This is a genomic window from Mycobacterium neumannii, from assembly GCF_002245615.1.
Classification (GTDB): domain Bacteria; phylum Actinomycetota; class Actinomycetes; order Mycobacteriales; family Mycobacteriaceae; genus Mycobacterium; species Mycobacterium neumannii_A.
The window spans coordinates 61,711-87,196 of record NZ_NKCO01000019.1; the positions used below are offsets into that span (position 1 = coordinate 61,711).

Below are 25,486 nucleotides of genomic sequence, written 5' to 3' on the forward strand. Positions count from 1 at the left end.
GCACGACAACACCGGCCTAATCCTGCCCAGACATCTCGCGCCGGCAGCCTGCATTGGACGACCATCCCGCACTAGGGTGGTTGAACGTGCAGCTGAGAAATGCTCTATGCCGACCAGGAGTGCGCCTGTGACCACACTCGAAGAAATCTCCGCGCTGACCCGCCCGAACCACCCAGAGGACTGGACCGAATTGGACTCGGTGGCGGTCGACACCGTCCGGGTGCTGGCGGCCGACGCGGTGCAGAAGGTCGGCAACGGCCACCCGGGAACGGCGATGAGTTTGGCGCCGCTGGCCTACACGCTTTTCCAGCGCCAGATGCGCCACGACCCCAGCGACGTGCACTGGCTCGGCCGCGACCGCTTCGTGTTGTCGTGTGGTCATTCCAGCCTGACCCTCTACATTCAGCTCTATCTCGGCGGATTCGGGCTCGAGCTGGACGACATCGAAGCCTTGCGGACGTTCAAGTCCAAGACCCCCGGCCATCCGGAGTTCCGCCACACCGATGGCGTGGAGATCACCACCGGCCCGCTCGGGCAGGGTCTGGCATCCGCGGTCGGTATGGCGATGGCCTCGCGCTACGAGCGCGGTCTGTTCGATCCCGACGTGCCGTGGGGTGAGAGCCCGTTCGACCACTACATCTATGTGATCGCCTCCGACGGTGACATCGAAGAAGGCATCACCAGCGAGGCGTCGTCGCTGGCGGGCACGCAGCAGCTAGGCAACCTGATCGCGTTCTACGACAAGAACCAGATCTCGATCGAACACGACACCAATATCGCGCTGTCCGAAGACGTCGCGGCCCGCTACCGCGCCTACGGCTGGCACGTGCAGGAGGTGGAGGGCGGCGAGAACGTCGTCGGCATCGAACAGGCCATCGTCGAGGCGAAGAAGGTCACCGACAAACCGTCGTTCATCGCGCTGCGCACGATCATCGGCTACCCGGCGCCCAACAAGATGAACACCGGCGACGTGCACGGTTCGGCGCTCGGCGAGGAGGAGGTCGCGGCCACCAAGAAGATCCTCGGCTTTGACCCCGACAAGACCTTCGAGGTGCGGCCCGAGGTCATCGAGCACACCCGCAAGCTGGTGGATCGCGGCAAAGAGGCACATGCGAAGTGGCAGATCGACTTCGACGCATGGGCCGAGCGTGAGCCCGAGCGCAAGGAACTGCTGGACCGGCTGCTGGCTCAGAAACTGCCCGACGGCTGGGATTCGGACCTGACCTATTGGGAGCCGGGCTCCAAGCCGTTAGCCACCCGCGCCGCGTTCGGCCAGGTCCTCAACGACGTCGCGCCCAAGCTGCCCGAGTTGTGGGGCGGTTCGGCCGACCTTGCGGGCAGTAACAACACCACGATCAAAGGCGTGAATTCGTTTGGCCCGCCGTCCATCTCGACCGACGACTTCACGGCCGACTGGTATGGCCGCGTGCTGCACTTCGGCGTCCGCGAACACGCGATGGGCGCGATCCTGTCCGGCATCGTGCTGCACGGCCCGACCCGCGCGTTCGGTGGCACGTTCCTGCAGTTCTCTGATTACATGCGGCCCGCTGTGCGACTTGCATCGCTGATGGACATCGACACCATCTACATCTGGACCCACGACTCGATCGGTCTCGGTGAGGACGGCCCGACCCACCAGCCGATCGAGCACCTTGCGGCGCTGCGCGCGATCCCGAACCTGTCCGTGGTCCGGCCGGGCGACCCCAACGAAACGGCGTACGCCTGGCGCAGCATCATCGCCCGCGGCAACGGCAGCGGTCCGGTCGGTTTCATCCTGACCCGCCAGGGCATCCCGGTGCTGGAGGGCACCGACGCCGACGGGGTGGCCCGCGGCGGCTACGTCCTCGGCGGCGGTAACCCCGCCGACGACGCGGACGTGATCATCATTGCGACGGGCTCCGAACTACAGCTGGCGGTGGAGGCGAGAAAGCAGTTGGCGGAAAAGGACATCACGGCCTACGTGGTGTCGATGCCGTGCGTGGAATGGTTCGAGTCGCAACCGCGCGAGTACCGTGATTCGGTTCTGCCTCCGAGCGTTTCGGCGCGCGTGGCGGTCGAGGCGGCCGTCGCGCAGAGCTGGTACAAGCTCGTCGGCGACACCGGGGAGATCGTCTCGATCGAGCACTACGGCGAGTCCGCCGACTACAAGACGTTGTTCCGTGAGTTCGGGTTCACCCCCGAGGCCGTGGTGGCCGCCGCGGAGCGATCGATAGACAACTGAGGTCTAGGAAAGGCACAGCTATGGCTCAGAATCCGAATCTCGCGGCAATATCCGAGGCAGGCGTGTCGGTGTGGCTCGACGATCTGTCGCGCGACCGACTGCAGACAGGAAATCTGCAGGAGCTCATCGACACCAAGAGTGTCGTCGGGGTGACCACCAACCCGTCAATCTTCCAGGCCGCGCTGTCCAAGGGACACGCCTACGACGATCAGGTCAATGAGCTGGCCGAGCGGGGCGCGGACGTGGACGCCACGATCCGCACCGTCACCACCGACGATGTCCGCAACGCCTGCGACGTATTGGCCAAGCAGTACGAGCTTTCCGACGGCGTCGACGGCCGGGTGTCGATCGAGGTGGACCCCCGGGTCGCGCACGACACCGACAAGACCATCCTGCAGGCGATCGATCTGTGGAAGACCGTCGACCGGCCGAACCTGCTGATCAAGATTCCTGCGACGATGGCGGGCCTGCCCGCGATCACGGCGGTGATCGCCGAAGGAATCTCGGTCAACGTCACGCTGATCTTCTCCGTGGAACGCCACCGGCTCGTGATGGATGCCTACCTCGAAGGCCTGGAGAAGGCCAAGGAGGCCGGCCACGACCTGTCCAAGATCCATTCGGTCGCTTCGTTCTTCGTGTCCCGGGTGGACACCGAGATCGACAAGCGCCTTGAGAAGATCGGATCGCAGGAGGCGCTGGATCTGCGGGGTAAGGCAGGTGTCGCCAACGCGCGACTCGCCTACGCCGCATACGAAGAGGTGTTCGTCGGGGGCAAACGCTACGAAGCGCTCAAGGGTGACGGCGCCCGTGTGCAACGTCCGCTGTGGGCCTCCACGGGCGTCAAGAATCCGGAGTACTCGGACACCTTGTACGTCACCGAGTTGGTGGCCCCGAACACGGTGAACACCATGCCGGAGAAGACGATCGACGCGGTCGCCGAACACGGCGTGATCACCGGCGACACCGTGACGGGCACGGCCGATGAATCGCAGGCGCTGTTCGACAAGCTGGCCGACGTCGGTATCGACCTACCCGACGTGTTCCGGCTCCTCGAGGACGAGGGTGTGGAGAAGTTCGAGAAGTCGTGGCTCGAGTTGCTCGAGGCGACGCAGGAACAGCTCGACGCCGCCAAGAAATGACGGACTGGGTGAATCCGCTTCGCGACAAGCGCGACAAGCGGATGCCGCGGATCGCGGGGCCCTGCGGGATCGTCATCTTCGGCGTCACCGGCGACCTGTCGCGTAAGAAGTTGATGCCGGCGATCTACGACTTGGCCAACCGCGGCCTGCTGCCTCCGTCCTTCTCGCTGATCGGATTCGCCCGAAGGGACTGGGCCGACGAGGACTTCGGTGAGGTGGTCTACGAGGCGGTGAAGAAGCATGCCCGCACGCCGTTCCGGCAGGAGGTGTGGGACCGCCTGGCCGAAGGCTTCCGGTTCGTGCAGGGCACGTTCGACGACGAGGCGGCGTTCGGCCGGCTTGCCGAGACCCTCGAGAAACTCGATGCCGAACGCGGAACGGGCGGCAATCACGTTTTCTACCTGTCCATTCCACCGAAGGCGTTCCAGCCGGTGTGCGAGCAGCTGCACAAGTCGGGGCTGGCCAACCCACAGGAGGGTCGCTGGAGCCGGGTGGTGATCGAGAAGCCGTTCGGCCACGACCTGGCGAGTGCGCAGGAACTCAACGAGGTCGTCAACAGCGTGTTCCCCGAGGAGTCGGTGTTCCGCATCGACCACTACCTCGGCAAGGAGACGGTGCAGAACATCCTCGCGCTGCGGTTCGCCAACGAACTGTACGAGCCGATTTGGAACAACAACTACGTCGACAGCGTGCAGATCACGATGGCCGAGGACATCGGGCTCGGCGGACGCGGAGGCTATTACGACGGAGTCGGTGCCGCGCGCGACGTCATCCAGAACCACCTCCTGCAGCTGCTGGCCCTGACCGCCATGGAGGAGCCTGTCAGCTTCGGTCCGAAGGAACTACAGATCGAGAAGATCAAGGTGTTCTCGGCCACACGACCGATGCAGCCACTGAACGAGACCACCGCGCGTGGGCAGTACGCCTCGGGTTGGCAGGGCAGCGAGAAGGTGGTTGGTCTGCTCGAAGAAGAAGGCTTCTCGAAGGATTCGAAGACCGAGACCTACGCGGCCATCGCCCTGGAGGTGGACACCCGACGGTGGGCCGGTGTGCCGTTCTTCCTGCGCACCGGAAAACGGTTGGGGCGCAGGGTGACCGAGATCGCGCTGATCTTCAAGCGCGCACCGCATCTGCCCTTCGACAAGACCATGACCGAGGAACTCGGCCAGAATGCACTGGTGATCAGGGTTCAACCGGACGAGGGCATCACGACCCGGTTCGGCTCCAAGGTGCCCGGTAGCGCCATGGAGGTCCGCGACGTCAACATGGACTTCTCCTACGGGTCGGCGTTCGCCGAGGACTCCCCGGAAGCTTATGAGCGGCTGATACTCGACGTGCTGCTCGGTGAACCCTCGCTGTTCCCGGTGAACAGAGAGGTCGAATTATCCTGGGAAATCCTGGATCCCGTACTGGACTACTGGGCCGCGCACGGCAAGCCAGAGGCGTACGAATCGGGTACCTGGGGCCCGGCCTCGGCCGACGAGATGTTGCATCGCATGGGCCGGGAATGGAGGCGGCCATGATTGTCGACCTGCCGGATACGAACACCAACGACATCAACAAGAAGATCACCGGTCTGCGCGAGGAGGGCGGTGCGATCACGCTGAGCCGAGTGCTCACCCTGGTGATCTCGCTCGACTCCGACGAGCTGCTGGAAGAATCCATCGAAGCCGCCAACTTCGCCAGCCGCGAACACCCCTGCCGGGTGATCATCGTGGTGCCCGGGGACCGCAACGCCGACGACGCGCGCTTGGACGCGCAATTACGTGTCGGCGGGGATGCCGGCGCCGGGGAGATCGTCGGGCTGCGCCTGTACGGCGAGCTCGCCGACCATGCGAGCGCCGTGGTGCTGCCCTTCTTGTTGCCGGATACACCGGTGGTGGCGTGGTGGCCCGCTGGTGGGCCTGCGGTGCCCGCCAAGGATCCGTTGGGCCGGTTGGCGATCCGTCGGATCACCAACGCGACGCAGTGTTCGGACCCGTTGGCCGCGATCAAAGGTCGACTGGCCGGCTATACCGCCGGAGACACCGACCTCTGCTGGGCGCGGATCACGTACTGGCGGGCCCTGCTGGCCGCGGCCGTCGACCAGGAACCGCACGCGCCGATCGCTTCTGCGGTGGTTTCGGGTCTACGGGACGAGCCGTCGCTCGACGTGCTCGCGGGTTGGCTCGCCGCACGCATCGACGGTCCGGTGCACCGCGAGGTGGGCGAGCTGAAAGTGGAGCTGATGCGCGACGGTGAGACGATCACTCTGCGTCGGCCGCAGACCGGCGTCACCGCGACACTGAGCCGCACCAGCCGCCCCGAGGCGCGAATCCCGTTGGCGCGCAGGGAAGCCAGAGAGTGCCTGGCCGAGGATCTGCGCAGGCTCGACCCCGATGAGATCTACCACGAGGCCCTGCAGGGAATCGACAAGGTGCAATACGCATGAGCGCGACCATCGAGCGTTATCCGGACGCCGCGACACTGGTGGCGGCCGCAGGTGATCGGCTTGTCGCAGCCATCGTCGCAGCCATCGACAAGCGTGGGTCGGCGCACATAGTGCTGACGGGCGGGGGCACCGGTACCAATCTGCTGAAGCGCGTGGCGGAGAAGGGCACCGAGATCGACTGGGCGAAGGTGCATCTCTACTGGGGTGACGATCGCTTCGTGCCGGCAGACGGTGACGAGCGCAATTACAAGCAGGCCCGTGAGGCGCTGCTGGATCGTGTGAGCATCCCGGATGGGAACGTGCACCCGATGGCCGCCAGCGGTGCGGAGTTCGGCGACGACCTCGACGCCGCCGCGGCCGCATACGAGCAGGTGCTGGCCGCCAACGCCGAGGGCGGCCAGCCAGCCCCCGACTTCGACGTACATCTTCTCGGAATGGGTGGCGAGGGGCACATCAACTCCCTGTTCCCCCACACCCCAGCGGTACGTGAGACCGAGCGTCTAGTAGTCGGTGTCGAGGACTCCCCCAAGCCTCCGCCGCGCCGAATCACGTTGACGTTGCCCGCGGTTCGACGGTCGCGGGAGGTATGGCTGGTGGTCTCCGGCGACGGGAAGGCCGACGCGGTTGCAGCGGCGATCGGCGGTGCTGACGCCGACGAGGTGCCCGCGGCGGGTGCGGTGGGTCGCAAGGCGACCGTGTGGCTGCTCGACGAGGCAGCGGCAAGCAAGCTTGGCTGATTGAGGCGGTGGAGCTCAGTGCCGCTCTACGACGAACGCCTCGATCCGCCGCTCGCCGGCCCAGACTTCTTCCTTGCTGAGACCCGGATACATGCGGTTGAACAGAATCAATGTCGGTGGGCGCGACTAGTATCGCACACATGTTCGAAACGCTCGACGACGCGGCGTTGGTTGAGTCCATCACCGCGGCTTCGCGCGAGCAGAGCGCGGCCTGCGGCCGTGAACTCATGGCGATCGGTGAGCTCTACGCCCGCCGCGCCCCCGAGGACGACGACGAACGAGCGAATTGGGCGATCGACGGCCACGCCAATGTGGTCGCCGAGGTCGCGGCGGCGCTCAACATCAGCCGGGGGCGAGCCGCCAGTCGCCTGCACTACGCGATCGACCTGCACGAGCGCTTGCCCAAGGTCGCCGAAGTCTTCGCGCGCGGGCAGATCGACTTTCGGATGATGACCGCTCTGGTCAACCGCAGCTCCAACGTCAAGGACGATGATCGCCTCGCCCGGCTCGACGCGGCTTTCGCGAAATGGTCGCCGAAATGGATGAAGCTGTCCGGGCCGAAACTGCATGAACGCATCGACATGTGGGTGGAGAAGTTCGACCCGGACGGAGTTCGGGAACCGAAGCCGCCCAACGACGACCGCTACGTCGAGGTCGGTCCGATCGGTCCTGGCATGGTCGGGGTCTGGGCCAAACTCGCCTTCGCCGACGGCATGGCTTTCGACACGCGACTCGACGAGATCGCCGCAACCGTATGCCGCGACGATCCGCGCACCGTTTCGCAGCGCCGTGCGGACGCGATGACGGCGATGAGCGCGGGGCAGATGCGGCTCGAGTGCGGCTGCGGGGCCGAGGATTGCCAGAACGGGTCCCCCGGCGGGCCCACCAGTCAGGTCGTCATCAATGTCATCGCCGAGCAGGCCACGATCGAGGGTCGGTCGGACAATCCGGGGTACCTGCCAGGCTTCGGCGCGGTGCCCGCCTCGATGTTGCGCGAGATGATCGCGACCGCGCAGGTCCGCCCGGTTCCGCTACCCGAACCCTGCGCCGAGCAGGGCTACCGGCCGTCTGCGGCGTTGGCTCGTTTCATCCGATGGCGCGACCTGACGTGCCGCTTTCCCGGTTGCGATGTGCCCGCATCCGCGTGCCAGATCGACCATACGGTCCCGTACCCCATGGGACCCACTCATCCGTCGAACTTGAAGCTGCTCTGCGGCTTTCACCATCTGCTGAAGACTTTCTGGTGCGGCTCCGACGGGTGGTCAGACCGACAATTCGCGGACGGCACTGTCATATGGACGGCGCCCAACTGGCAGACGTACACCACCACCCCTGGCGGTGCCGAGTTCTTCGAACAGCTAGGTAGGCCCACGGGCGACATCACGGTGGCATCGCACCCGAGCGGACCAGGCGACCTTCATCGCGGCGCGAAGATGCCAACCCGCAGGCGGACCCGCGCAGAGGACAAGGCGTATCGGATCGCGCTGGAACGTCAGCACAACGCCGCGCGCAACCGCCGCATTCAGTTCTTGCTAGCCGAACGGCTCGCCAGGGACGACGAACCACCGCCGTTCTGACCAGCGTTCAGCCCGAGAGGACCGAGAGATCATCGTCGTGTCCGTCGCGAAAGCCTGCGTCGTAGTCGGCCCTTGCGGTCCTGGTATCCGATCCGGCCATGACCATTCGCGGATCCACGGGGCACTGCCGGGACGCGGTTTCCTCTTGGTTCACATCTGTTCAGACGCCGGGTTACGGCCAGCGGTTCCCCGGCTGCGGTCATAATGGCCCTCATGGCAGACAAGGGTGGTCGACCGGTCCGCACAGGACCAGAACGCATCAGGAAGCTTGCCCAGGCGGCGCTGAACGCCGACGTCACCGTCGAGCAGGTCGACACCATCCTGGAGGGGCTGAGCGAGACGCTCGAGGACCTCAACAGCTCCACGGCCAACCTCGACGCCACCCTGGAGCGCTTCAACGAGACGATCAACCAGATCAATCAGCTGGCCCCCCGCCTGAACGCCGTGGTGGACCGCATGGAGGGCATCGTCGGGCGGGTGGAACGCATCGTCGGCCTCGGTGAGTCGGTGATCTCACCGCTCGCCGCGACCGAGCAGGTGGTGCGCGGAGCCGTGAACAAGGTGCGCCGCTCCGCAGGTCTCTAGTTCTGCCGGCGAGGCTCAGACGAAATCGGAGCCGCCGTCCACGTTGACGGTGGCACCGGTGACATAGCCGTTGCGCCTCGACGCCAGATAGACGGTGATCGATGCGATCTCCTCGGGCAGGCCGGCCCGGCCGAGATCGCACGGTTGATGGAAGTTGTTGTCGATCCAGGTCATCACGTCGGTGGGATCGGTGGCGTCGAGCCCGTCGGCGGCCAGAATATCCTTGAGCACCTCTGTGAAGCTTGCCGTCACGATCGTGCCGGGGCAGATGCAGTTGACCAGAATTCCGTCCTTGGCAAGGCTTTTCGAGAGATTCTTGGTGACGCTGCTGAGCGCCGCCTTCGACGCGGTGTAGGCGACGATCCGCGGGTTCTGGCGCTGGATCGAGTGCGCCGAGAGCGTCACGATCCTGCCCCACTCCGCGGCCCGCAGCATCGGCAACGCGGCCCGGATCACCCGGACACCCGACATCGTGCCTAGCGTGAAAGCCTGCTCCCACTGCGCATCGTCGAGATCTCCGAAGTACCCGTCTCCCGGCCCGACCGTGTGAATCAGGCTGTTGATCTCCCCCCACCGCTGGTCCACGGTGTCGAAGCCGGCGGCAATGGACTCGGGGTCGGCCATGTCGACGCTTATTCCGACGGCGTCGGCTGCACCCGCCTCGCGAAGCTTCGCCGTGGCCGTGTCGAGGGCTTCGACGCCCCTGGCCATCACCGCGACCCGGGCGCCCTCCTCCGCTAGCGTCGTCGCGATCGCCAAACCCATGCCCTTGCTGCCGCCTGTCACGACGGCAGCCGATCCTGCTAAGCCCAAGTCCATCGATTCACCTTCACGTGGGTTCTGCTACGCCGAGTCCGCGCATGCAGAAACGGATGATGTGTTCGCGCACCGCATGCTGATCGCTGTCGCCGGTCGTCCATTGGCGCTCAACGCTCGCCCAGATCGCGCCGTGGATCGACAATGCGTCGGCAACAGGGTCGATACCTGGGAAAAGTCCGGCAGCCCTTCCCTTCTCGAGCTGCTCGACGAGCGGCTTGAGGATCTCACCGTAGGCATCGCCGACCAACTCGGGCGCCGAGGACATCTGCGTCTGCGCCTCGAGCGACATTCGTCGCAAGTCTGATCGGATCTCCTGATTGAAGGCCAGATCCAGGCGCCCGTCGATCCATGCCGCTACCGCTTCCACCGGGTCGTCCGCCGCGGCCATCTTCCGCGTGAGCCTGCGCATCTCGGTGCGCGCCAACTGCAGGAACACCGCGGACACCAGTTCGTCTTTGGAACCGAAATGCCGATAGAAGGCACGTGTGCTCAACGCGGCCCGCTCGAGTACCCGGGCCACGTTGACCGACGCGATCCCCTCCTCGCGAAGAATCTCGGTGGCCGCGTGGACCAAAGCATCGCGCACGCCCGGATCGGGGTCCATCTTCTTGCGTCTCCGCCGGGCTACCGTGTCCATCACGCGGTGGCGTCGTAACTCGCGAGGTAATCGGCGAAGGCTTCGTGCACCTGCTCGGGAGTCAAGCCGTAGTCGGTGAGCTCGTATGTGTGCTCGCCGCGCGCGCCGGGACGGTGGCCGTCCGCCCACTCCTGCACCCGCCTGCGGGCTTCGTCGGTGAATGTCAGATCCAGCCGGTGGTAACTGTTCTCGAGGGCGCCGATCGGGTCGGCGTTCAAGTCGGCGAACGACACGTCGGTGAACCGGTCATCTCCGAAGCGCTTTCGGAAGTTCATTGCGCGCCTTACGGCTTCGACCCAGCACTGGAGTTGCTCGGCGCCCAGTTCATGAGGGTCGTCGCGATCGCTGCTCCAACTGCGGACGTACCGGATCAAGCTGCACACCGAGCCCAGTACCTTCGCCGGATCGCGGTGGCACCACAAGAACTTCGCCTCCGGATACGCCTCGACAAGAGCGCCAAGCGAGAACATGTGCACCGGCGTCTTCAGGTGCCATAACGTCGGCGGGCAATGCCACTGCAGGAGTTTGAGCACCTGGCGGTGGAAAGCGTATGTCTCGCGCATATCGCACTGCATCAGCCAGGCGAGGTACCCGGGCACCCGCACCACCCCGTCGAAGTGGAAAGTGCGAAAGCTCATGCCCATCAGGTCCTGGCATTCGGTGGGAGCCTCCGGCTCCGAATTCATCATGGTCCGCATGCGCGGAAACATGCTGTCCATGATGGCGATCGACTCGGCCGCCTGGGCGATCCGCGGATCGTCGTGCTGAGACGACGCTTCCGGTGGCGGAGTGCACGCCTGAGACTCCCACATCCGCAGCGAGCGGAACTGCGGATCACTGGCGACCAGTTGGCTCAGCGCCGTCGTTCCGGTTCGCGGTAACCCGATGACGAACACCGGGCCACCGACGACCTCGTCGTCGATCTCGGGATGCTGCCGATAGGTTTCGACGATCCGCAACCGTTGTATGAGTGCGTTGCTGATGGTCGCGTGCTGAATGACGTTTCCCATCTCGTTGAGGTCCGCTTCATTGTTCAGGGCGTCGACGGTGCGCTCCAAACCCTCGCGATAGTAGGGCGAACCGAAGTCGTCGAGGCCCGTCGCCACCCGTGCGCCTTCCTCGAGTTCGTCCACGATGAAGGTCATGCGGAGAACCTTTCGTGGACCGCGCGCCGCCGCGCCGCGATGACGGCCGCACGCTGCTCGGGACTGACGGTCGCGGAGTCGGCAGGCAGTTGGGAGCTGACATCGGCGAACTTGACCACTCGTACATCCGGGGTCGGTGCGGTCTCCGTGCGCACACACCGCAAGATCATCGCCCCGTTGCTGTGTCCAGCCGTGTCAAGCCAATTGGCGACGCCGGGATCGCGCGAACTGACGACCACCCGCAGAATCCCGTCGGCGTCGATCGTCGCTTGGTGCGCGTTGAGGCTGGATTGATGCTTGCCGTAATGAATGGTCTCCCACCAGGGGTTGCCCAGAGAGTAACTCCAGTACACGCCCCGCGGTGGTTCGACCTCCATGATCAATGCCTCGTCGGGTTCGAGTTCGTAGCGACCGATGACCGGGCGATTCTCAGCTGCCGCACCGATATCGGAGCGGTCGATCGGAGGCATGAAACCGTTGGCCGGCGGGCCCGCGTTGAAGTCGAGAAAGAATTTGAGGTTGTCGTGGACGAAGTCCCCCAGCGCGTGGATCTGGCGTGCGACGGCCACGCCGGTCGCTTCGTGCCGGTCCCTCGGTTCGACCTCGTCGCCGATGCGCTCGATCTGCAGCGAGGAGGGCTTCTCCGTTTCCCAGTCGTAGAAGAAGTGCCTCACCACCAGAGTGGGATGGTCGCCGTCCAGCCGCATCCAATTGCCGGGTTGTTCATCGGCCGAGAGCACCACTTCGAAATTGCCGTCGGCGTCCCGTTCGAGCTCATCGACCAGGCAATTGGAAGCGGATGCGATCCCGTCCATGGTCTGCAGGCCGACATACCGTGCCGTGCCCCGATTTCCGAACAGTCGGTATGTCTCGCCGTTGCGCAGCGCGGCTCGCAGGTAGAGACAGTCCGGGCACTCCATTCCCCACGTCAGCACGTCATCGGTGCTGGTGCGGGTCACCGCCAACACCGGATCACGATCGGCCCGCAGCGCCTCGTCGATGCCGACGGCCAACAACACCAACAAGTGGCGCATTCCGGATGCGTAGTCGACGTTGTTTCGGTTGACGTCGGTGGACGAGACGATCGAGCCGGCGGTCCTCAAGCGATCCAAGAGATGCCCCCACGCCGGGGCCAGCTCACCCACGTCGCTACCCGGGCCGGTCAGCCCCGCCTGGGCAACGGAGAACGGCAGCCACGCCATCGGGTTCGCGTCGCCCACGAGTCTCTCCAACCGTCAGGCAAGCTTAGATGAAAACTATGTTTTCACTTAAGACGCTTCGACTGTGACACCTCACGGCAGGAGTGTCAACGCTTGACCCGTGTCAGCCGCTGTTGCGCAGTGCGCTTGCCAACCCGCTCATCGTCAGCAGGATGCCGCGCTGGACGAGTTCGTCGTCGTCCCCGGATCGGTAGCGCCGCAGCAACTCGACCTGGAGATGGTTCAGCGGTTCCAGGTACGGGAAGCGGTTGAACACCGAACGGGCCAGCGCGGGATTGTCCGCCAACAGATCGTCCTGACCGGTGATGAGCTTGTGCATCCGGATCGTGCGCTCGTGCTCGGCGGCGATCTTGTCGAACACCCGCCGCCGCAACTCCTCGTCGTCGACCAGCTCGGAGTAGCGGGCCGCCAACCCCAGGTCCGATTTGGCCATGACCTGCGCCATGTTCGACAGCACCGTACGGAAGAACGGCCACCGCCGGTATAGGTCCCGCAACACCTCGACGCGGTCCTCCTCCGACTGCGGACCCTCGGCAATCCACTCCTCGAAAGCCGTGCCCGTGCCGTACCAGCCGGGCAGCATGACCCGCGACTGGCTCCACGCCAGCACCCACGGGATGGCGCGCAAGTCCGAGATCGACGTCGTCGGCTTGCGCGACGATGGCCGGCTACCGATGTTGAGCGCGCCGATCTCACTCACCGGGGTCGACGCCTTGAAATAGTCGACGAAGCCCGGTGTCTCGTGCACCAATTCGGCGTATGCGCGCTGAGCGCGTGCGGCCAGGTCGTCGAGCACTTCGTAGGCTGGGCCGGCCTCGTCACCGAGACCTTCCACATCGAGCAGCGTGGCCTCCAACGTGGCGGCCAGAAGGGTCTCGAGATTGCGGTACGCCGCTTGTGGTTCGGCGTATTTCGCCGCGATCACCTCACCCTGCTCGGTGAGGCGCAGCGATCCGTTCACCGCGCCAGGAGGCTGGGCCAGGATGGCATCATAGCTCGGCCCTCCGCCTCGACCCACGGTGCCACCGCGACCGTGAAAGAGGCGCAACCGAATTCCGGTCTTGCGCGCCGACTCCACCAGGTCCAGTTCCGCCCGGTACAACGCCCAGTTCGCCGCGAGGTAGCCGCCGTCCTTGTTGGAGTCGGAGTAACCGAGCATCACCTCCTGGCTCTCCCCGCGCGCGGACACGACCGAGCGGTACACCGGAAGATCGAGCGCCGCTTCGAGAATCGACGATCCACGCTGCAGATCGTCGATGGTCTCGAAAAGCGGGACGATGCCGACGGGTGCGTACGGCGTCTCCCCCGAGACGTCCAGCAGCCCGACCTCTTTGAGCAGGATCGCCGCCTCCAACATGTCCGAAACGGACTCGCACATCGAGATGATGTAGTTCGGAATCGCCCGAGACCCGAAGACCCGCACCGCTCGCGCAGCCGCCGCGACGATGTCGAGTTCTTTGCGGGCCAGCTCGGACAGTTCAGCGCCGGCCTTGACCAGCGGACGCCGAGTCGACAGCTCACCCGCGAGCAGCTCCACCCGGTCCGCCTCGTTCAGCGAGCCGTAGTCGGGATGCACACCGGCCCAGGCCAACAGCTCGGCGACGACCTCCTCGTGCACGTCGGAGTTTTGCCGCATGTCGAGACCACTGAGGTGAAACCCGAACGTGCGCACCGCCTCCCGCAACCTGGCCAGCCGGTCGTCGGCCAGCACCGCGCTGCCGTTGCTACGCAGCGACTCGTCGACCACATCCAAGTCGGCGAGCAGCTCTGCCGGCGATTCGTAACGCTCGAGCCCCAGATCGAGTTCGTGTTCGGGCTGCTCGTCGAGGATCTCCTTCGCCGTCGATGTCAGGCGGGAATGGATTACGCGCAGCGCTCGCCGATAGGGTTCGTCGGCCCGCGCGGGTTCCTCGCACCGCGCGGCCAGCGCTTCGAGCGCGTCGCTGATCCGCACCAGCCGCGCCGACATCGACAGCTCCTCTTCCAGCGCGGTGATCTCGGTGAAGTAGTGGTCCAGTGCCGTGTAGGCGGCTCTGCCGGTCGCGCGCCGGACGACGTCGGCGGTGACGTTCGGGTTGCCGTCCCGGTCCCCGCCTATCCACGAACCGGGCCGCACGATCGGCTCGTCGAGCAGCCCGGTGTCGGGCCAGCGGGCCTGCAGTTCAGTGCGGACGTCGGCGTTCACCTGCGGTATGACGTCGAAGAACGCGGCCGGGTAGTACCGCAGGCCTGTCTCGATCTCATCCTGGATCTTCAAGCGCGACAACCGAACCAGCGCGGTCTGCCATAGGGTCAGGATGTGGCGGCGCAATTCGAGTTCGATGTCGCGACCGTCGGCATCGCTGCGCCCGTGCAGGCGTAAGCGCATCAGCTCGGTGATGCGGTGTTGGGTGTCGAAGATCGTGCGGCGCCTGGTCTCGGTCGGATGCGCAGTGATCACCGGCGAAACCATTGCCCCGGTGAGGGCTTCGGCGACGGTGTCGGCATCGAGGTCGACGGCGTCGAGTTTGGCGTAGGTGGCGGCAAGGCTGCTGTTCTGCGGCGGCTCCCCTGCTTCGACATGAATCGCTCGACGACGTTCTCGGTGAATGTCCTCGGCGACGTTGGCCAACAGAGCGAAGTGGGTGAAGGCACGGATCACCGGGATCGCCCGACGGATGTCGATGCCCTCGAACATTCCCGCCAGTTCCGCGCGGTCGATCTCAGAGCGGCGCACACGGAACGACTCGACGCGGGCACGCTCGACGAGGTCGAACACCTCGTCGCCGTTCTGCTCGCGCACGGTGTCGCCGAGTATCGCGCCGAGAAGGCGGATGTCCTCTCGCATCGGCTCGGTGGCGTCACGCCCCACCTTGGTCCGCCTGACCGCGCCTATCGGTTCGAGCCCGGCGATTTCAGCCATGACTCAAGTATCGACGGGCCACAGTCGGCCCGCACGGCGAGGTGCTGGGAATCAGCTGTACTTGATCAGCAGCGCGACGCCGACGATCGAGACAAGCCAGATGCCGGTGACGAATAGCGTCAGCCGATCCAAGTTCTTCTCCACCACCGTCGACCCCGACAGGCTGGACTGGACGCCGCCACCGAAGAGCGTGGACAGACCGCCGCCCTTGGCGCGATGCAGCAGCACCAGGAGCACGACCAGGAGGCTGGTCACGACCAGGGTTATCTGCAGGGCCAATTCCATGGGCGCAAGACTACCTAATCGACGACGATGCTCACCAATCGGACGGTCAGGGCAGGGGGCCGCCGGCCGCGATGGCCGACAGGGTGGCGAACTGCTCGCCGTCGAGCGAGGCGCCCCCGACCAGAGCGCCGTCGATGTCCTCCTGCGCGACGATGTCGCCGACGTTCTTCGCGTTCACCGACCCGCCGTAGAGCACCCGCACACCGGCCGCCAGCTGCGGCGTCGCCAACTTGCCCAGCTCGTCGCGGATCGCCTTGCAGACCTCCTGGGCGTCGGCGGCGCTGGCCACCCGGCCGGTGCCGATGGCCCACACCGGCTCGTAGGCGATCACGGCCTGGCCGATCTGTTCGTTCGAGAGGCCCGCCAGCGACCCGCGCAACGACTCGACATTGTGCTCGACGTGGTTACCCGCCTCGCGCACTTCGAGTTGCTCACCGATGCAGATGATCGGCACCAGCCCGTGCCGGAAGGCGGCCGCCGCCTTCGCCGCCACGACGGCGTCATCCTCATGGTGGTACGTGCGCCGCTCGGAGTGCCCGACGACGACGAAGGTGCATCCCAGCTTGGCCAGGAACGCGCCGCTGATGTCGCCGGTGTAGGCGCCGGAGTCGTGCTCCGAGAGATCCTGCGCGCCGTAGGTGAGCAGCAGCTTGTCGCCGTCGACCAGGGTCTGCACGCTACGCAGGTCGGTGAACGGAGGGATCACCGTCACATCGACCTTGTCGAAGTACTTCGCAGGCAATGCGAACGCGATCTTCTGCACCAGTGCGATCGCTTCGAAGTGGTTGAGGTTCATCTTCCAGTTGCCGGCGATCAGCGGCTTGCGGCTCACGATTCCAGGACCTCTCACTCTTTTTCTAAAACAGCGATGCCGGGCAGTTTCTTGCCTTCAAGGTATTCCAGTGAGGCCCCGCCCCCGGTGGAAATGTGGGAGAAGCCCTCTTCGTCCAGGCCGAGCTGACGGACCGCGGCAGCCGAATCGCCCCCGCCGACGACGCTGAAGCCACCCTTACCGGTCGCCGCGATGATCGCCTCGGCGACGCCTTTGGTGCCCGCCGCGAAGGCCGGGAACTCGAAGACGCCCATCGGCCCGTTCCAGAACACGGTCTTGGCGTTCGACAGCAGCGTGGTGAACCGTTCGACCGAGCCGGGACCGATGTCCAGGCCCATCTTGTCGGCTGGGATCTTGTCCGCGGCGACGATCTCGGCCGTCGCATCGGCTGCGAACTTGTCGGCCACCACGATGTCGACCGGCACGTGGATCACGTCAGCGTAGGTGTCGAGCAGCTTGCGACACGTCTCGATCATGCCTTCCTCCAGCAGCGAGGTGCCGACCGAAACGCCTTGTGAGGCAAGGAAGGTGAAACACATACCGCCACCAATGATCAGGCTGTCGGCCTTCTCCGCGAGCGACTCGATGACCGCCAGTTTGTCCGACACCTTGGACCCGCCGAGCACGACGGCGTAAGGCCGGTCGGTGGAGGTGGTCAGCTGTTCGAGCACCTTGACCTCCGCGGCCACCAGGGTGCCCGCATAGTGCGGCAGCAGGGTCGCGACGTCGTACACCGACGCCTGCTTGCGGTGCACCACCCCGAAACCGTCGGAGACGAAAGCCCCCGGCGAACCGTATGCGCCGCTGACGAGTTCGGCGAGTTGCCGGGCCAACGCCATCCGTTCGCCATCGTCCTTGCTGGTCTCGCGGGGGTCGAAGCGGATGTTCTCCAGCAGCAGGATGTCGCCGCCGGTCAAGCCTTCGGCACGGGCCAGTGCGTCGGTTCCCACGACGTCACCGGCCAGTTGCACGTGGCCGCCGAGTTGCTCGCCCAACGCCTTGGCGACCGGAGCCAGTGACAGCTTCGGGTCGGGGCCGCCCTTGGGTCGACCGAGATGCGCGGTGACGATCACCTTGGCGCCGGCATCGGAGAGCGCCTTCAGCGTGGGCACCGACGCGGTGATGCGACCCGGGTCGGTGATGTTGCCGTCATCGTCGAGCGGAACGTTGAGGTCCGACCGGACGAGCACTCCCCGATCCGAAACACCTTCACCAAGAAGGTCTTCCAGAGTCTTGATGGAAGACGAAGCCACGGCGTTACAGCGACTTGCCGACAAGCGCGACCAGGTCGACCAGCCGGTTGGAGTAACCCCACTCGTTGTCGTACCAGGACACCGTCTTGGCCTGGTTGTCGATCACCTTGGTCAGACCCGCGTCGAAGATAGAGCTGTGCGGGTCGGTGACGATGTCGCTGGACACGATCGGTGCGTCGTAGTACTTGAGGATGCCCTTGAGCGGACCCTCCGCGGCGGCCTTGAACGCCGCATTGATCTCGTCGGCGGTGGCCGACTTGGACAGCTCCGCGGTCAGGTCGGTGCACGAACCCGTGGGGATCGGCACGCGCAGCGCGTAGCCGTCGAGCTTGCCCTTCAGCTCGGGGAGGACGAGGCCGATCGCTTTGGCGGCGCCGGTGGAGGTGGGCACGATGTTCAGCGCGGCGGCGCGGGCGCGACGCAGGTCCTTGTGGGGACCGTCCTGCAGGTTCTGGTCCTGCGTGTAGGCGTGGACCGTTGTCATCAGGCCCTTGACGATGCCGAACTCGTCGTTGAGCACCTTGGCCAGCGGGCCGAGGCAGTTCGTGGTGCACGAGGCGTTGGAGATGATGTTCTGGCTGCCGTCGTACTTTTCGTCGTTGACGCCCAAGACGATGGTGATGTCCTCATCGGTGGCAGGCGCGGAGATGATGACCTTCTTGGCGCCGGCGTCCAGGTGGCCTTGCGCCTTGTCGCGCTTGGTGAAGATGCCGGTGGACTCGACCACCACGTCGACCCCGAGGTCGCCCCACGGGAGGGCCGAGGGGCCCTCCTTGATCGACAGTCCCTTCATCTTGTGCCCGCCGATGATGATGTCCTCGCCGTCGACCTCTACGTCTTCGGGTAGCCGGCCCAGGATCGAATCGAACTTCAGGAGGTGCGCGAGGGTCTCGTTGTCGGTGAGGTCGTTGACAGCGACGATCTCGATGTCGGTGTTCCTGCCTTCGTGCTTCTGCGCGTCCAGCGCGCGGAAGAAGTTGCGTCCGATGCGGCCGAAGCCGTTCACGCCTACCCGGATGGTCACTGTTTCTCCCTTGATCGCCTCAACGTGTAGTGCTCGGCCGCCAGCCTAGTCGTGTGATAGCGGCCACGCGTCACCTGGTCAGTGCGCGGTCAGGCGCTGGTCGGCATAGGGGTTGCCGAGCCATTTACGGCGGATCCGTTGCAGCGTGCCGTCGGCCTCCAACTCGGCTTGCGCGACTGTCAGCCGACCGAGAAGCACCTGGTCACCGCGCGGAACGGCAATCGCAATGTCCTCGACCGTGATGCCGCGCTGGACGACCTCGACGCCAGGGACCGGCTTGACCAGTTCGGTCAGCACCGGCGCAAGCTTCATCACGGCATCACAGCCACCCGTCGAGAGGTCGCTCAACGCGTCGCGAATCGCGGTGTACTCATAGACGCGGACGGCACCGGCCTTGCCATCGGCGACGAGTCGCTCGGCGATCGGCCGGCTGGTGTTGCCCCGCTGAACGCCGATGGTCAGGCCTTCGAGGTCGTCGACGGACGTGACACGCGGCAGCCGGCGAGTGTCGACAGCCAGCGCCTGACCGGAGATCACGTAGGGCGGGAGGAACGTCGCCTTCTCCTCGCGCTGGGGCGTGACGGTAGTTCCGGCGGCGACGCAGTCGTACTTCGACCCGAGACCATCGAAGATGCCGCCGAAGTCGGCGCCGTCGTAGGGTACGAATTCGACTGTCGCGCCGATCTTCTCGCTGAGCGCGCGCATCAGGTCGATGTCGAGCCCACCGTCGTCGGGCATCCCGTTGAAGGGTGGGTCGGGCATCGCCACACCGACTCTCAGCGTCTCCATGGGTTCACCGTAGTTGCTGCAGCTGCGCGCGGGCCTGATCGATCTGCTCGTAGGCGTAGGTCGCGAGTTCGGCCACGAGGATGTGACCGCCGGGCCCGGCCGCCATCACCCGGTGGAGGACTGTGCCGAAGTAGTCCCCATCGCGAACCTTGGTCTCACCGGTCGCGACGCCCATGCGCACCGGTAGTTCGAATCGGCGCTGGGCGTCGACAGTAGCCTCGACGACGTGAAGGCAGCCCGAGTCCATCACCGCTATGGCTGAACACAAATTCGTCATGCGCCTCATGAGGGTCGGCCGAGTTCAGCTCGCGCATGGTCGATTTCGCCATAGGCGTACTCCGCGACGGCAGCCATCGACATCGACTCACCTCTGGAGGCCAGTGATTCGTAGGTGGCGTCACCGAGCACCGTCCGGAGGTGGGCGATGGAGGTGCTGAACTCCGGCAGTACCGCTTGAGCCAGAGGACTCATTGAAAACCCGCTGATAATCGCTGCCGATTCGTACAGACCCACGCGGTAAAGGAATGTACTCAGCACGGCGAGTGGACTGCGAATGCTACCGACGTTGCCGGAGTCGTGGTAATTGCGTAGGACCAACGTCAAGTGCTCGAGTGCCTCTGGGGTAACCGCCTCAAGTGCCTCAAACCTGGCCATCCCCAGAGCGAGAATCGAGGCGTTGAAACGATTTCCGCTATCCAGGGCCATCGCCAAACCTTCGCGGCAGTCCTCCAAGCCGGCGTCTGATCCTTCCGCATGGAGTGGGAACGTACTTGCGGCGATTGCGAACGTGTGCATATAAGGGTTTCGAGTTGCCGCCCCCGCTTCGACCAATCCCTTCGCCGCTTCCATCGCGTCGTCAACAAGCCCCCCGAACGAAAGACCGAACACCCGGCAGCCACGGATGTACACGTGGTTATCACCGCGCCGTTCGAGTTGAGCCTGACATAGTTCGGCCCACCGCAACGGCTCGCCGGCCGGAAGGTAGGCCGCTCCCAGCCAACCCTCCATCCCGTACGGCGGCGCATTCTCGTTGCGCGCCACTACGGCGGCGCCTGCTTCGGCATATCGAAGCGCGTTTTCCAACCTGCCGGCCATCCAGCACACCGCTGCGACCACATACAAACTCGACAGCCGGGGATGGTTTACAGCGACGGCAAGCTCGATCATCGCTTCGGCCCAGGTCATCGGCTCGTAACTCTCGACCCCTATGCCGAGAAGCCCCGCATACGTTGCGATTGTGGCGGCAACGTCAATGTCGCCTGTATCGGCCGCCCAGCGGAAGGCTGTGCGCAAGTTCGCCAGCTCCAACGCCAACCAGCGATACGCGTAGCGTTGCTCAGGGCTGTCCCACAAGGACAGCATCGTGTTCTCGAGTTGCGCGAAGTAGCGGGCGTGGGCGTTTCGAACGTCCTCTGCCGCACCGCAAGAGGCAAGCTGTTCCTCTGCGAATTGGCGAACGGTCTCGAGCATGGAGAACCGAGCCGTCTGCTCGGATCGGTCCACCGTGAGCAGCGACTTGCGCACCAAAGACTCGAGAAGATCCACGACCGCGAACTCGTCGTATTCCGGTCCGGCCACGGCGCAGGCGCTGTGGATGTCGAACCCACCGGCGAACACCGAACACCGCTCTAACAGTCTCTTCTCTTCGGCGCTCAAGAGGTCGTATGACCATTGCACCGCGTGACGAAGTGTCTGGTGTCTTTCCAAGCTTCGCCGTGCCCCCACGAGGAGGTTGAACCTCTTGTCGAGTCGGTCACGAATATCGGTCAGCGTCATCACCGAAACCCGAGAAGCAGCGAGTTCGATCGCCAGCGGAATGCCGTCGAGGCGACGACATATGTCGGTGACCGCATCCATTTCGCGGACGGCAGCGCCAGGAGCAATGCTGCCGGCGCGCTCCACGAACAGCTCCGCCGCGGCATCGTCAGAGAGTGAGCGGACCGGCCAGATCTGTTCTTCGGCGACGCCCAAGCCCTCTCTGCTCGTGGCGAGGATGCTCACGGTCGAGGACTTCGCGAGGATGGCCTCGACAAGTCCTGCGGTCGCGTCCAACACGTGTTCGCAGTTATCGAAGACCAACAGCCGCTTCCGGTTCTCCAAGACAGCCGCGACCGAATCACACATGCTCATCCCGGGTTGTTGAGCGATGCCTAGGATCGCGGCAACCGAATCAGCCACGGCACCTGCGTCGGCCACAGACGCAAGCTCGAAAACCCAGACCCCGTCGGTGAAATCGTTGGTCAAACGACCAGCGACCTCAAGCGCCAGACGCGTCTTGCCCACTCCACCGACACCGGTCAATGTGACGAATCGATTGGTGCGCAACACCGCCGCGATCCGGGCCACTTCGTCATCACGCCCAACCAACCTTCTTCCCACAGGTCGGAAATTTCCCCGGTCAGCGTCAAGGCTGCGTAATGGCGGGAAGTCACATGGAAGGCCTTGGGTTCGCAGCTGAAAGATCGTGATCGGGCGCGTCACGTCGCGTAAGCGCTTCGGCCCCAGGTTCAGCAGTTCGACACCGTCGAGCAGAACCGCCGTCGACTCGGCCACCAGGATCTGGCCACCATGCCCGGCCGCCGTGACGCGAGCAGCACGGTTGAGCACCGTTCCGAAGTAGTCACCGTCACGCAGTTCGGCCTCACCGGTCGCGATTCCCATGCGCACGGGGAGCTCCAACTCGCGCTGGGCGGCGATGGCTGCGTCGACGGCGGCGCTCGGAGACGCGAACGCAGCGGCGAGACCATCGCCGCTGTGGCTGAACACGAATCCGTCGTGCGCCTCGATCGCCGAGCGCAACACCTTGTCATGGCAAGCAAGTGCAACCCGCATGGCATCCGCGTCGGACTCCCACCGACGAGTCGAACCCTCGATGTCGGTGAACAGGAATGTCACGACGCCGGTGGGCGGGACGCCCGCGGACACAAGTGAAGTGTCGGCCGAGAGAGCGCTTGTCACACGCCTTTCACCGAAATGCGCCTGACAAGTGGCCGGTCGGCGCTAGGCGTCCTCGAGCAGGTCCGGCGTGACAGCCGACTCAGTGTCGGGAATGCCGTCCTGCTTGGCCTTGCGATCGGCCATGGACAGCAACCGCCGAATACGGCCCGCCACAGCGTCCTTCGTCATCGGCGGATCGGCGAGCCGGCCCAACTCCTCCAGCGACGCCTGCCGGTGCTCGACGCGCAGCTTGCCCGCGGCGGCGAGGTGGTCGGGCACCGTATCGCCGAGGATCTCCAGCGCCCGTTCCACGCGGGCGGCCGCGGCGACCGCCGCCCGTGCCGAGCGCCGCAGGTTGGCGTCGTCGAAGTTGGCCAGCCGGTTGGCGGTGGCCCGCACCTCGCGCCGCATCCTGCGCTCTTCCCATGTCAGCCGGGTGTCCTGCGCACCCATGCGCGTCAACAGCGCGCCGATGGCCTCGCCGTCACGCACCACCACCCGGTCGGTGCCGCGAACCTCGCGCGCTTTCGCGCTCACCCCCAACCTGCGGGCGGCGCCGACAAGTGCCAGCGCCGCCTCAGGACCCGGGCAGCTGACTTCCAACGCCGACGAGCGTCCCGGTTCGGTGAGCGATCCGTGTGCCAGAAATGCTCCGCGCCAGGCTGCTTCGGCATCGGCCACGCTGCCGCCGACCACTTGGGCCGGCAGCCCGCGCACGGGGCGACCCCGCAGGTCGAGCAGACCGGTCTGCCTGGCCAACGCCTCACCGTCCTTCGCCACGCGGACCAGGTACCGGGTGCTCTTGCGGATGCCGCTGGCCGATACGACGTGCACGGTGGCGTTGTAGCCGTACAGGTCGTAGATGTCCTTGCGCAACCGCCGGGCGATGATGCCGAGATCGACCTCCGCCTCGACGACCACGCGTCCCGAAACGATGTGCAATCCGCCGGCGAACCGCAGCAGGGAGGCCACCTCGGCGCGCCGAGCGCTGACCGAATTGACGATCAGCCGACTCAACTCATCCTTGACCTCGGCTGTCATCGCCACGGGTCGTCACCTCTCGGTCCATTCGCTGTCGACGTGGGCAGTGCCGGCGCCGGAGCCGCGGTGCCGCGAAGACGCACACTCTCCAATGCCGCGGCCAAGCGCGCCGGGTCATGTAAAGGTGTACCAGGTCTGGACACCTCAGCAAACTGAACTTGAGCACGAAGAATGTTCGCGGTCCGACGCAGTTGCTCACGCTCGCGCTCGCTGGGCACTCGACTCGCGTCGACGATGATGTCGTGCACGGTGAAGTCGGGCGCATGCTGCGACAGCACGTGGATATGTCGCTCGACGGAGAAACCCGCCGTCTCCCCCGGTTCGGCCACCAGGTTGAGCACCAACGCTCGGCGCGCCGCAGTCGCCTGCAGCGCCGCCGCGAGCTCGGGAACCAGTACATGCGGGATCACGCTCGTGAACCACGAGCCGGGGCCCAGCACCACCAGGTCCGCCGCCATGATCGCGTCCACGGCCTGTCGGGTGGCAGGCGGATCCCCCGGCAGCAGCCGCACGCGACGGACTTTGCCCACGGTGGTGGCGATCGCCACCTGGCCGCGAATCACCCGGCTCATTCGAGGGTCAGATTCCAGACCCGCCACGTCGGCCTCGATGCCGAGCCCCATCGGGCACATCGGAAGCACGCGACCCTTCACGCCGAGGATGCGGCCCAGTTCGTCGAGTGCGGCGATCGGGTCGGCCAACACCTCGCTGAGGCCCGCGAGCAGCAGGTTGCCGATCGGATGCCCGGCCAGCGCCCCGCTGCCACCGAACCGGTGCTGAATGATCGTCGCCCACAGTCGGCCATGCGGGCTGTCAGATGCCAACGCGGCCAACGCCATTCGAAGATCACCCGGTGGCACGACATCCAGCTCGTTGCGCAGTCGCCCTGACGAGCCGCCGTCGTCGGCGACCGTGACGATGGCCGTCACGTGCGGCGTCAGCCTGCGCGCCGCCGACAGGGTCGCATAGAGCCCGTGCCCACCACCGAGCGCAACGATCCGCGCGCTCATTCGCGCCCCAGATCCCGGTGCAACACCCGCACCGTCAGGTCATCACCGCCCTGCAGCCGCGCCGCCAGTGCCTCGGCGATCGCCACGCTTCGATGTTTGCCGCCGGTGCATCCGATGGCGACGGTCATATATCGCTTCCCCTCGCGACGGTATCCGTCGATGACTACATCGAGCAGCCGATGATAGGTCTCCAGGAAGTCGCCTGCACCCGGTTGCCCGAGAACATAGTCGCGGACCGCGGGATGCTGGCCGCTGTGCGGGCGCAGGTCGTCAACCCAGTGCGGGTTCGGCAGGAACCGGACGTCCATCACGGTGTCGGCATCCATCGGCAACCCGTACTTGTAGCCGAAGGACTCGACCGTGACGTTCGTGTGGGCGATGGTTTCGCCACCGAAGGCGCGCTCGATGCTCTCGCGCAGCGCGGGCACGGAAAGCGTCGAGGTGTCAATCACCAGATCTGCCGACGCGCGGACGGGGGCCAACAGCGCACGCTCGGCCGCAATGCCTTCTGCCAGAGTCTGATTGCCCTGTAATGGGTGACTTCGGCGGTTCTGTTCGTAGCGGCGCACCAGGCTCTCGTCCGAAGCGTCCAGGAACACCACCCGCGGCGCGATGTTGCGGGTCGCGAGTTCGTTGCGCACCCAGTCCAGGTCTCCGGTGAACCCGCGCGAGCGCACGTCCATCACCACCGCCAGCTGGGTGATCCGTGATCCGGCCGCCAGCCCCAACTCGACCATCTGCGCGATCAGCTCCGGCGGGAGGTTGTCGGCGACGTACCACCCCAGGTCCTCGAGCACCTTGGCCGCGGTGCCCCTGCCCGCACCCGAGAGTCCGGTGACCAGAACCACGTCGATGCCGGAGTCGGCGCTCGCCTCGTCGCGAAGATCCTCGTGCATTCCCTG

22 protein-coding genes are annotated in these 25,486 nt (G+C 65.5%); 7 read left to right on the forward strand and 15 right to left on the reverse strand.

The genetic code is table 11. The features are described from left to right. Nucleotides 1–127: 127 nt before the first annotated feature. The 7 genes from tkt to CEX88_RS19810 all read left to right on the forward strand — a co-directional run bounded on the left by tkt (nucleotide 128) and on the right by CEX88_RS19810 (nucleotide 8,690). Nucleotides 128–2,221 (forward strand): transketolase, encoded by a 2,094-nt coding sequence (tkt, locus tag CEX88_RS19780; RefSeq protein ID WP_094294770.1) that lies wholly within the window; start codon nucleotides 128–130, stop codon nucleotides 2,219–2,221. A 20-nt stretch (nucleotides 2,222–2,241) separates the two neighbouring features. Then, complete coding sequence (tal, locus tag CEX88_RS19785; RefSeq protein ID WP_094294771.1) at nucleotides 2,242–3,360, forward strand: transaldolase; 1,119 nt, start codon at nucleotides 2,242–2,244, stop codon at nucleotides 3,358–3,360. Beyond that, entirely contained in the window at nucleotides 3,357–4,883 is a 1,527-nt protein-coding gene (gene zwf / locus CEX88_RS19790) for a glucose-6-phosphate dehydrogenase (protein WP_094294772.1), read from the forward strand. Before tal ends, zwf begins: the two co-directional genes overlap by 4 nt. After that, complete coding sequence (gene opcA, locus CEX88_RS19795; RefSeq protein ID WP_094294792.1) at nucleotides 4,880–5,791, forward strand: glucose-6-phosphate dehydrogenase assembly protein OpcA; 912 nt, start codon at nucleotides 4,880–4,882, stop codon at nucleotides 5,789–5,791. The genes zwf and opcA overlap by 4 nt, the downstream gene beginning before the upstream one ends. Beyond that, complete coding sequence (pgl, locus tag CEX88_RS19800) at nucleotides 5,788–6,528, forward strand: 6-phosphogluconolactonase (RefSeq protein WP_066850435.1); 741 nt, start codon at nucleotides 5,788–5,790, stop codon at nucleotides 6,526–6,528. The genes opcA and pgl overlap by 4 nt, the downstream gene beginning before the upstream one ends. Nucleotides 6,529–6,668: 140 nt before the next feature. Beyond that, nucleotides 6,669–8,105: an HNH endonuclease signature motif containing protein gene (locus tag CEX88_RS19805; RefSeq protein ID WP_094294773.1), complete on the forward strand. Its 1,437-nt coding sequence runs from the start codon at nucleotides 6,669–6,671 to the stop codon at nucleotides 8,103–8,105. A gap of 213 nt (nucleotides 8,106–8,318) precedes the next feature. Continuing rightward, complete coding sequence (locus CEX88_RS19810; RefSeq protein ID WP_066842294.1) at nucleotides 8,319–8,690, forward strand: ATPase; 372 nt, start codon at nucleotides 8,319–8,321, stop codon at nucleotides 8,688–8,690. 15 nt (nucleotides 8,691–8,705) lie between these two features. Here the strand turns inward: CEX88_RS19810 and CEX88_RS19815 are convergent, their stop codons facing one another. The 15 genes from CEX88_RS19815 to rapZ form a co-directional block, all read right to left on the reverse strand. Continuing rightward, nucleotides 8,706–9,509 (reverse strand): SDR family NAD(P)-dependent oxidoreductase, encoded by an 804-nt coding sequence (locus CEX88_RS19815; RefSeq protein WP_066842296.1) that lies wholly within the window; start codon nucleotides 9,507–9,509, stop codon nucleotides 8,706–8,708. Between the two features lie 10 nt (nucleotides 9,510–9,519). Next, on the reverse strand, nucleotides 9,520–10,146 hold the full coding sequence (locus CEX88_RS19820) for a TetR/AcrR family transcriptional regulator (protein ID WP_066842297.1): 627 nt from the start codon (nucleotides 10,144–10,146) through the stop codon (nucleotides 9,520–9,522). Then, a complete protein-coding gene (locus CEX88_RS19825) occupies nucleotides 10,146–11,291 on the reverse strand; it encodes a sulfotransferase family protein (RefSeq protein WP_066842298.1) in 1,146 nt (381 codons plus the stop codon). The genes CEX88_RS19820 and CEX88_RS19825 overlap by 1 nt, the downstream gene beginning before the upstream one ends. Continuing rightward, nucleotides 11,288–12,511: a DUF1214 domain-containing protein gene (locus CEX88_RS19830; protein ID WP_231987634.1), complete on the reverse strand. Its 1,224-nt coding sequence runs from the start codon at nucleotides 12,509–12,511 to the stop codon at nucleotides 11,288–11,290. The genes CEX88_RS19825 and CEX88_RS19830 overlap by 4 nt, the downstream gene beginning before the upstream one ends. Nucleotides 12,512–12,614: 103 nt before the next feature. Further along, the gene (gene ppc / locus CEX88_RS19835) at nucleotides 12,615–15,413 is read right to left on the reverse strand and encodes a phosphoenolpyruvate carboxylase (protein ID WP_094294774.1); all 2,799 of its coding nucleotides are present in this window, start codon (nucleotides 15,411–15,413) and stop codon (nucleotides 12,615–12,617) included. A 51-nt stretch (nucleotides 15,414–15,464) separates the two neighbouring features. After that, entirely contained in the window at nucleotides 15,465–15,698 is a 234-nt protein-coding gene (secG, locus tag CEX88_RS19840) for a preprotein translocase subunit SecG (protein ID WP_066842301.1), read from the reverse strand. 46 nt (nucleotides 15,699–15,744) lie between these two features. Beyond that, nucleotides 15,745–16,530 (reverse strand): triose-phosphate isomerase, encoded by a 786-nt coding sequence (tpiA, locus tag CEX88_RS19845; protein WP_064426640.1) that lies wholly within the window; start codon nucleotides 16,528–16,530, stop codon nucleotides 15,745–15,747. Nucleotides 16,531–16,544: 14 nt separating this feature from the next. Further along, nucleotides 16,545–17,783, reverse strand: a complete 1,239-nt coding sequence (locus tag CEX88_RS19850; RefSeq protein WP_094294775.1) for a phosphoglycerate kinase — start codon at nucleotides 17,781–17,783, stop codon at nucleotides 16,545–16,547. A 4-nt stretch (nucleotides 17,784–17,787) separates the two neighbouring features. Further along, a complete protein-coding gene (gene gap, locus CEX88_RS19855) occupies nucleotides 17,788–18,807 on the reverse strand; it encodes a type I glyceraldehyde-3-phosphate dehydrogenase (protein WP_066842305.1) in 1,020 nt (339 codons plus the stop codon). Between the two features lie 78 nt (nucleotides 18,808–18,885). Continuing rightward, entirely contained in the window at nucleotides 18,886–19,596 is a 711-nt protein-coding gene (locus tag CEX88_RS19860; RefSeq protein WP_064428485.1) for an ABC transporter substrate-binding protein, read from the reverse strand. Nucleotides 19,597–19,600: 4 nt separating this feature from the next. Continuing rightward, nucleotides 19,601–19,873 (reverse strand): nucleotidyl cyclase domain-containing protein, encoded by a 273-nt coding sequence (locus CEX88_RS19865; RefSeq protein ID WP_126315865.1) that lies wholly within the window; start codon nucleotides 19,871–19,873, stop codon nucleotides 19,601–19,603. Nucleotides 19,874–19,878: 5 nt separating this feature from the next. After that, entirely contained in the window at nucleotides 19,879–22,554 is a 2,676-nt protein-coding gene (locus CEX88_RS19870; RefSeq protein WP_338016230.1) for an ATP-binding protein, read from the reverse strand. 42 nt (nucleotides 22,555–22,596) lie between these two features. Further along, on the reverse strand, nucleotides 22,597–23,574 hold the full coding sequence (whiA, locus tag CEX88_RS19875) for a DNA-binding protein WhiA (RefSeq protein WP_094294794.1): 978 nt from the start codon (nucleotides 23,572–23,574) through the stop codon (nucleotides 22,597–22,599). Further along, a complete protein-coding gene (yvcK, locus tag CEX88_RS19880) occupies nucleotides 23,571–24,584 on the reverse strand; it encodes a uridine diphosphate-N-acetylglucosamine-binding protein YvcK (RefSeq protein WP_094294777.1) in 1,014 nt (337 codons plus the stop codon). The genes whiA and yvcK overlap by 4 nt, the downstream gene beginning before the upstream one ends. Then, nucleotides 24,581–25,480, reverse strand: a complete 900-nt coding sequence (rapZ, locus tag CEX88_RS19885; protein ID WP_197506180.1) for an RNase adapter RapZ — start codon at nucleotides 25,478–25,480, stop codon at nucleotides 24,581–24,583. Before rapZ ends, yvcK begins: the two co-directional genes overlap by 4 nt. Nucleotides 25,481–25,486: the final 6 nt, after the last annotated feature.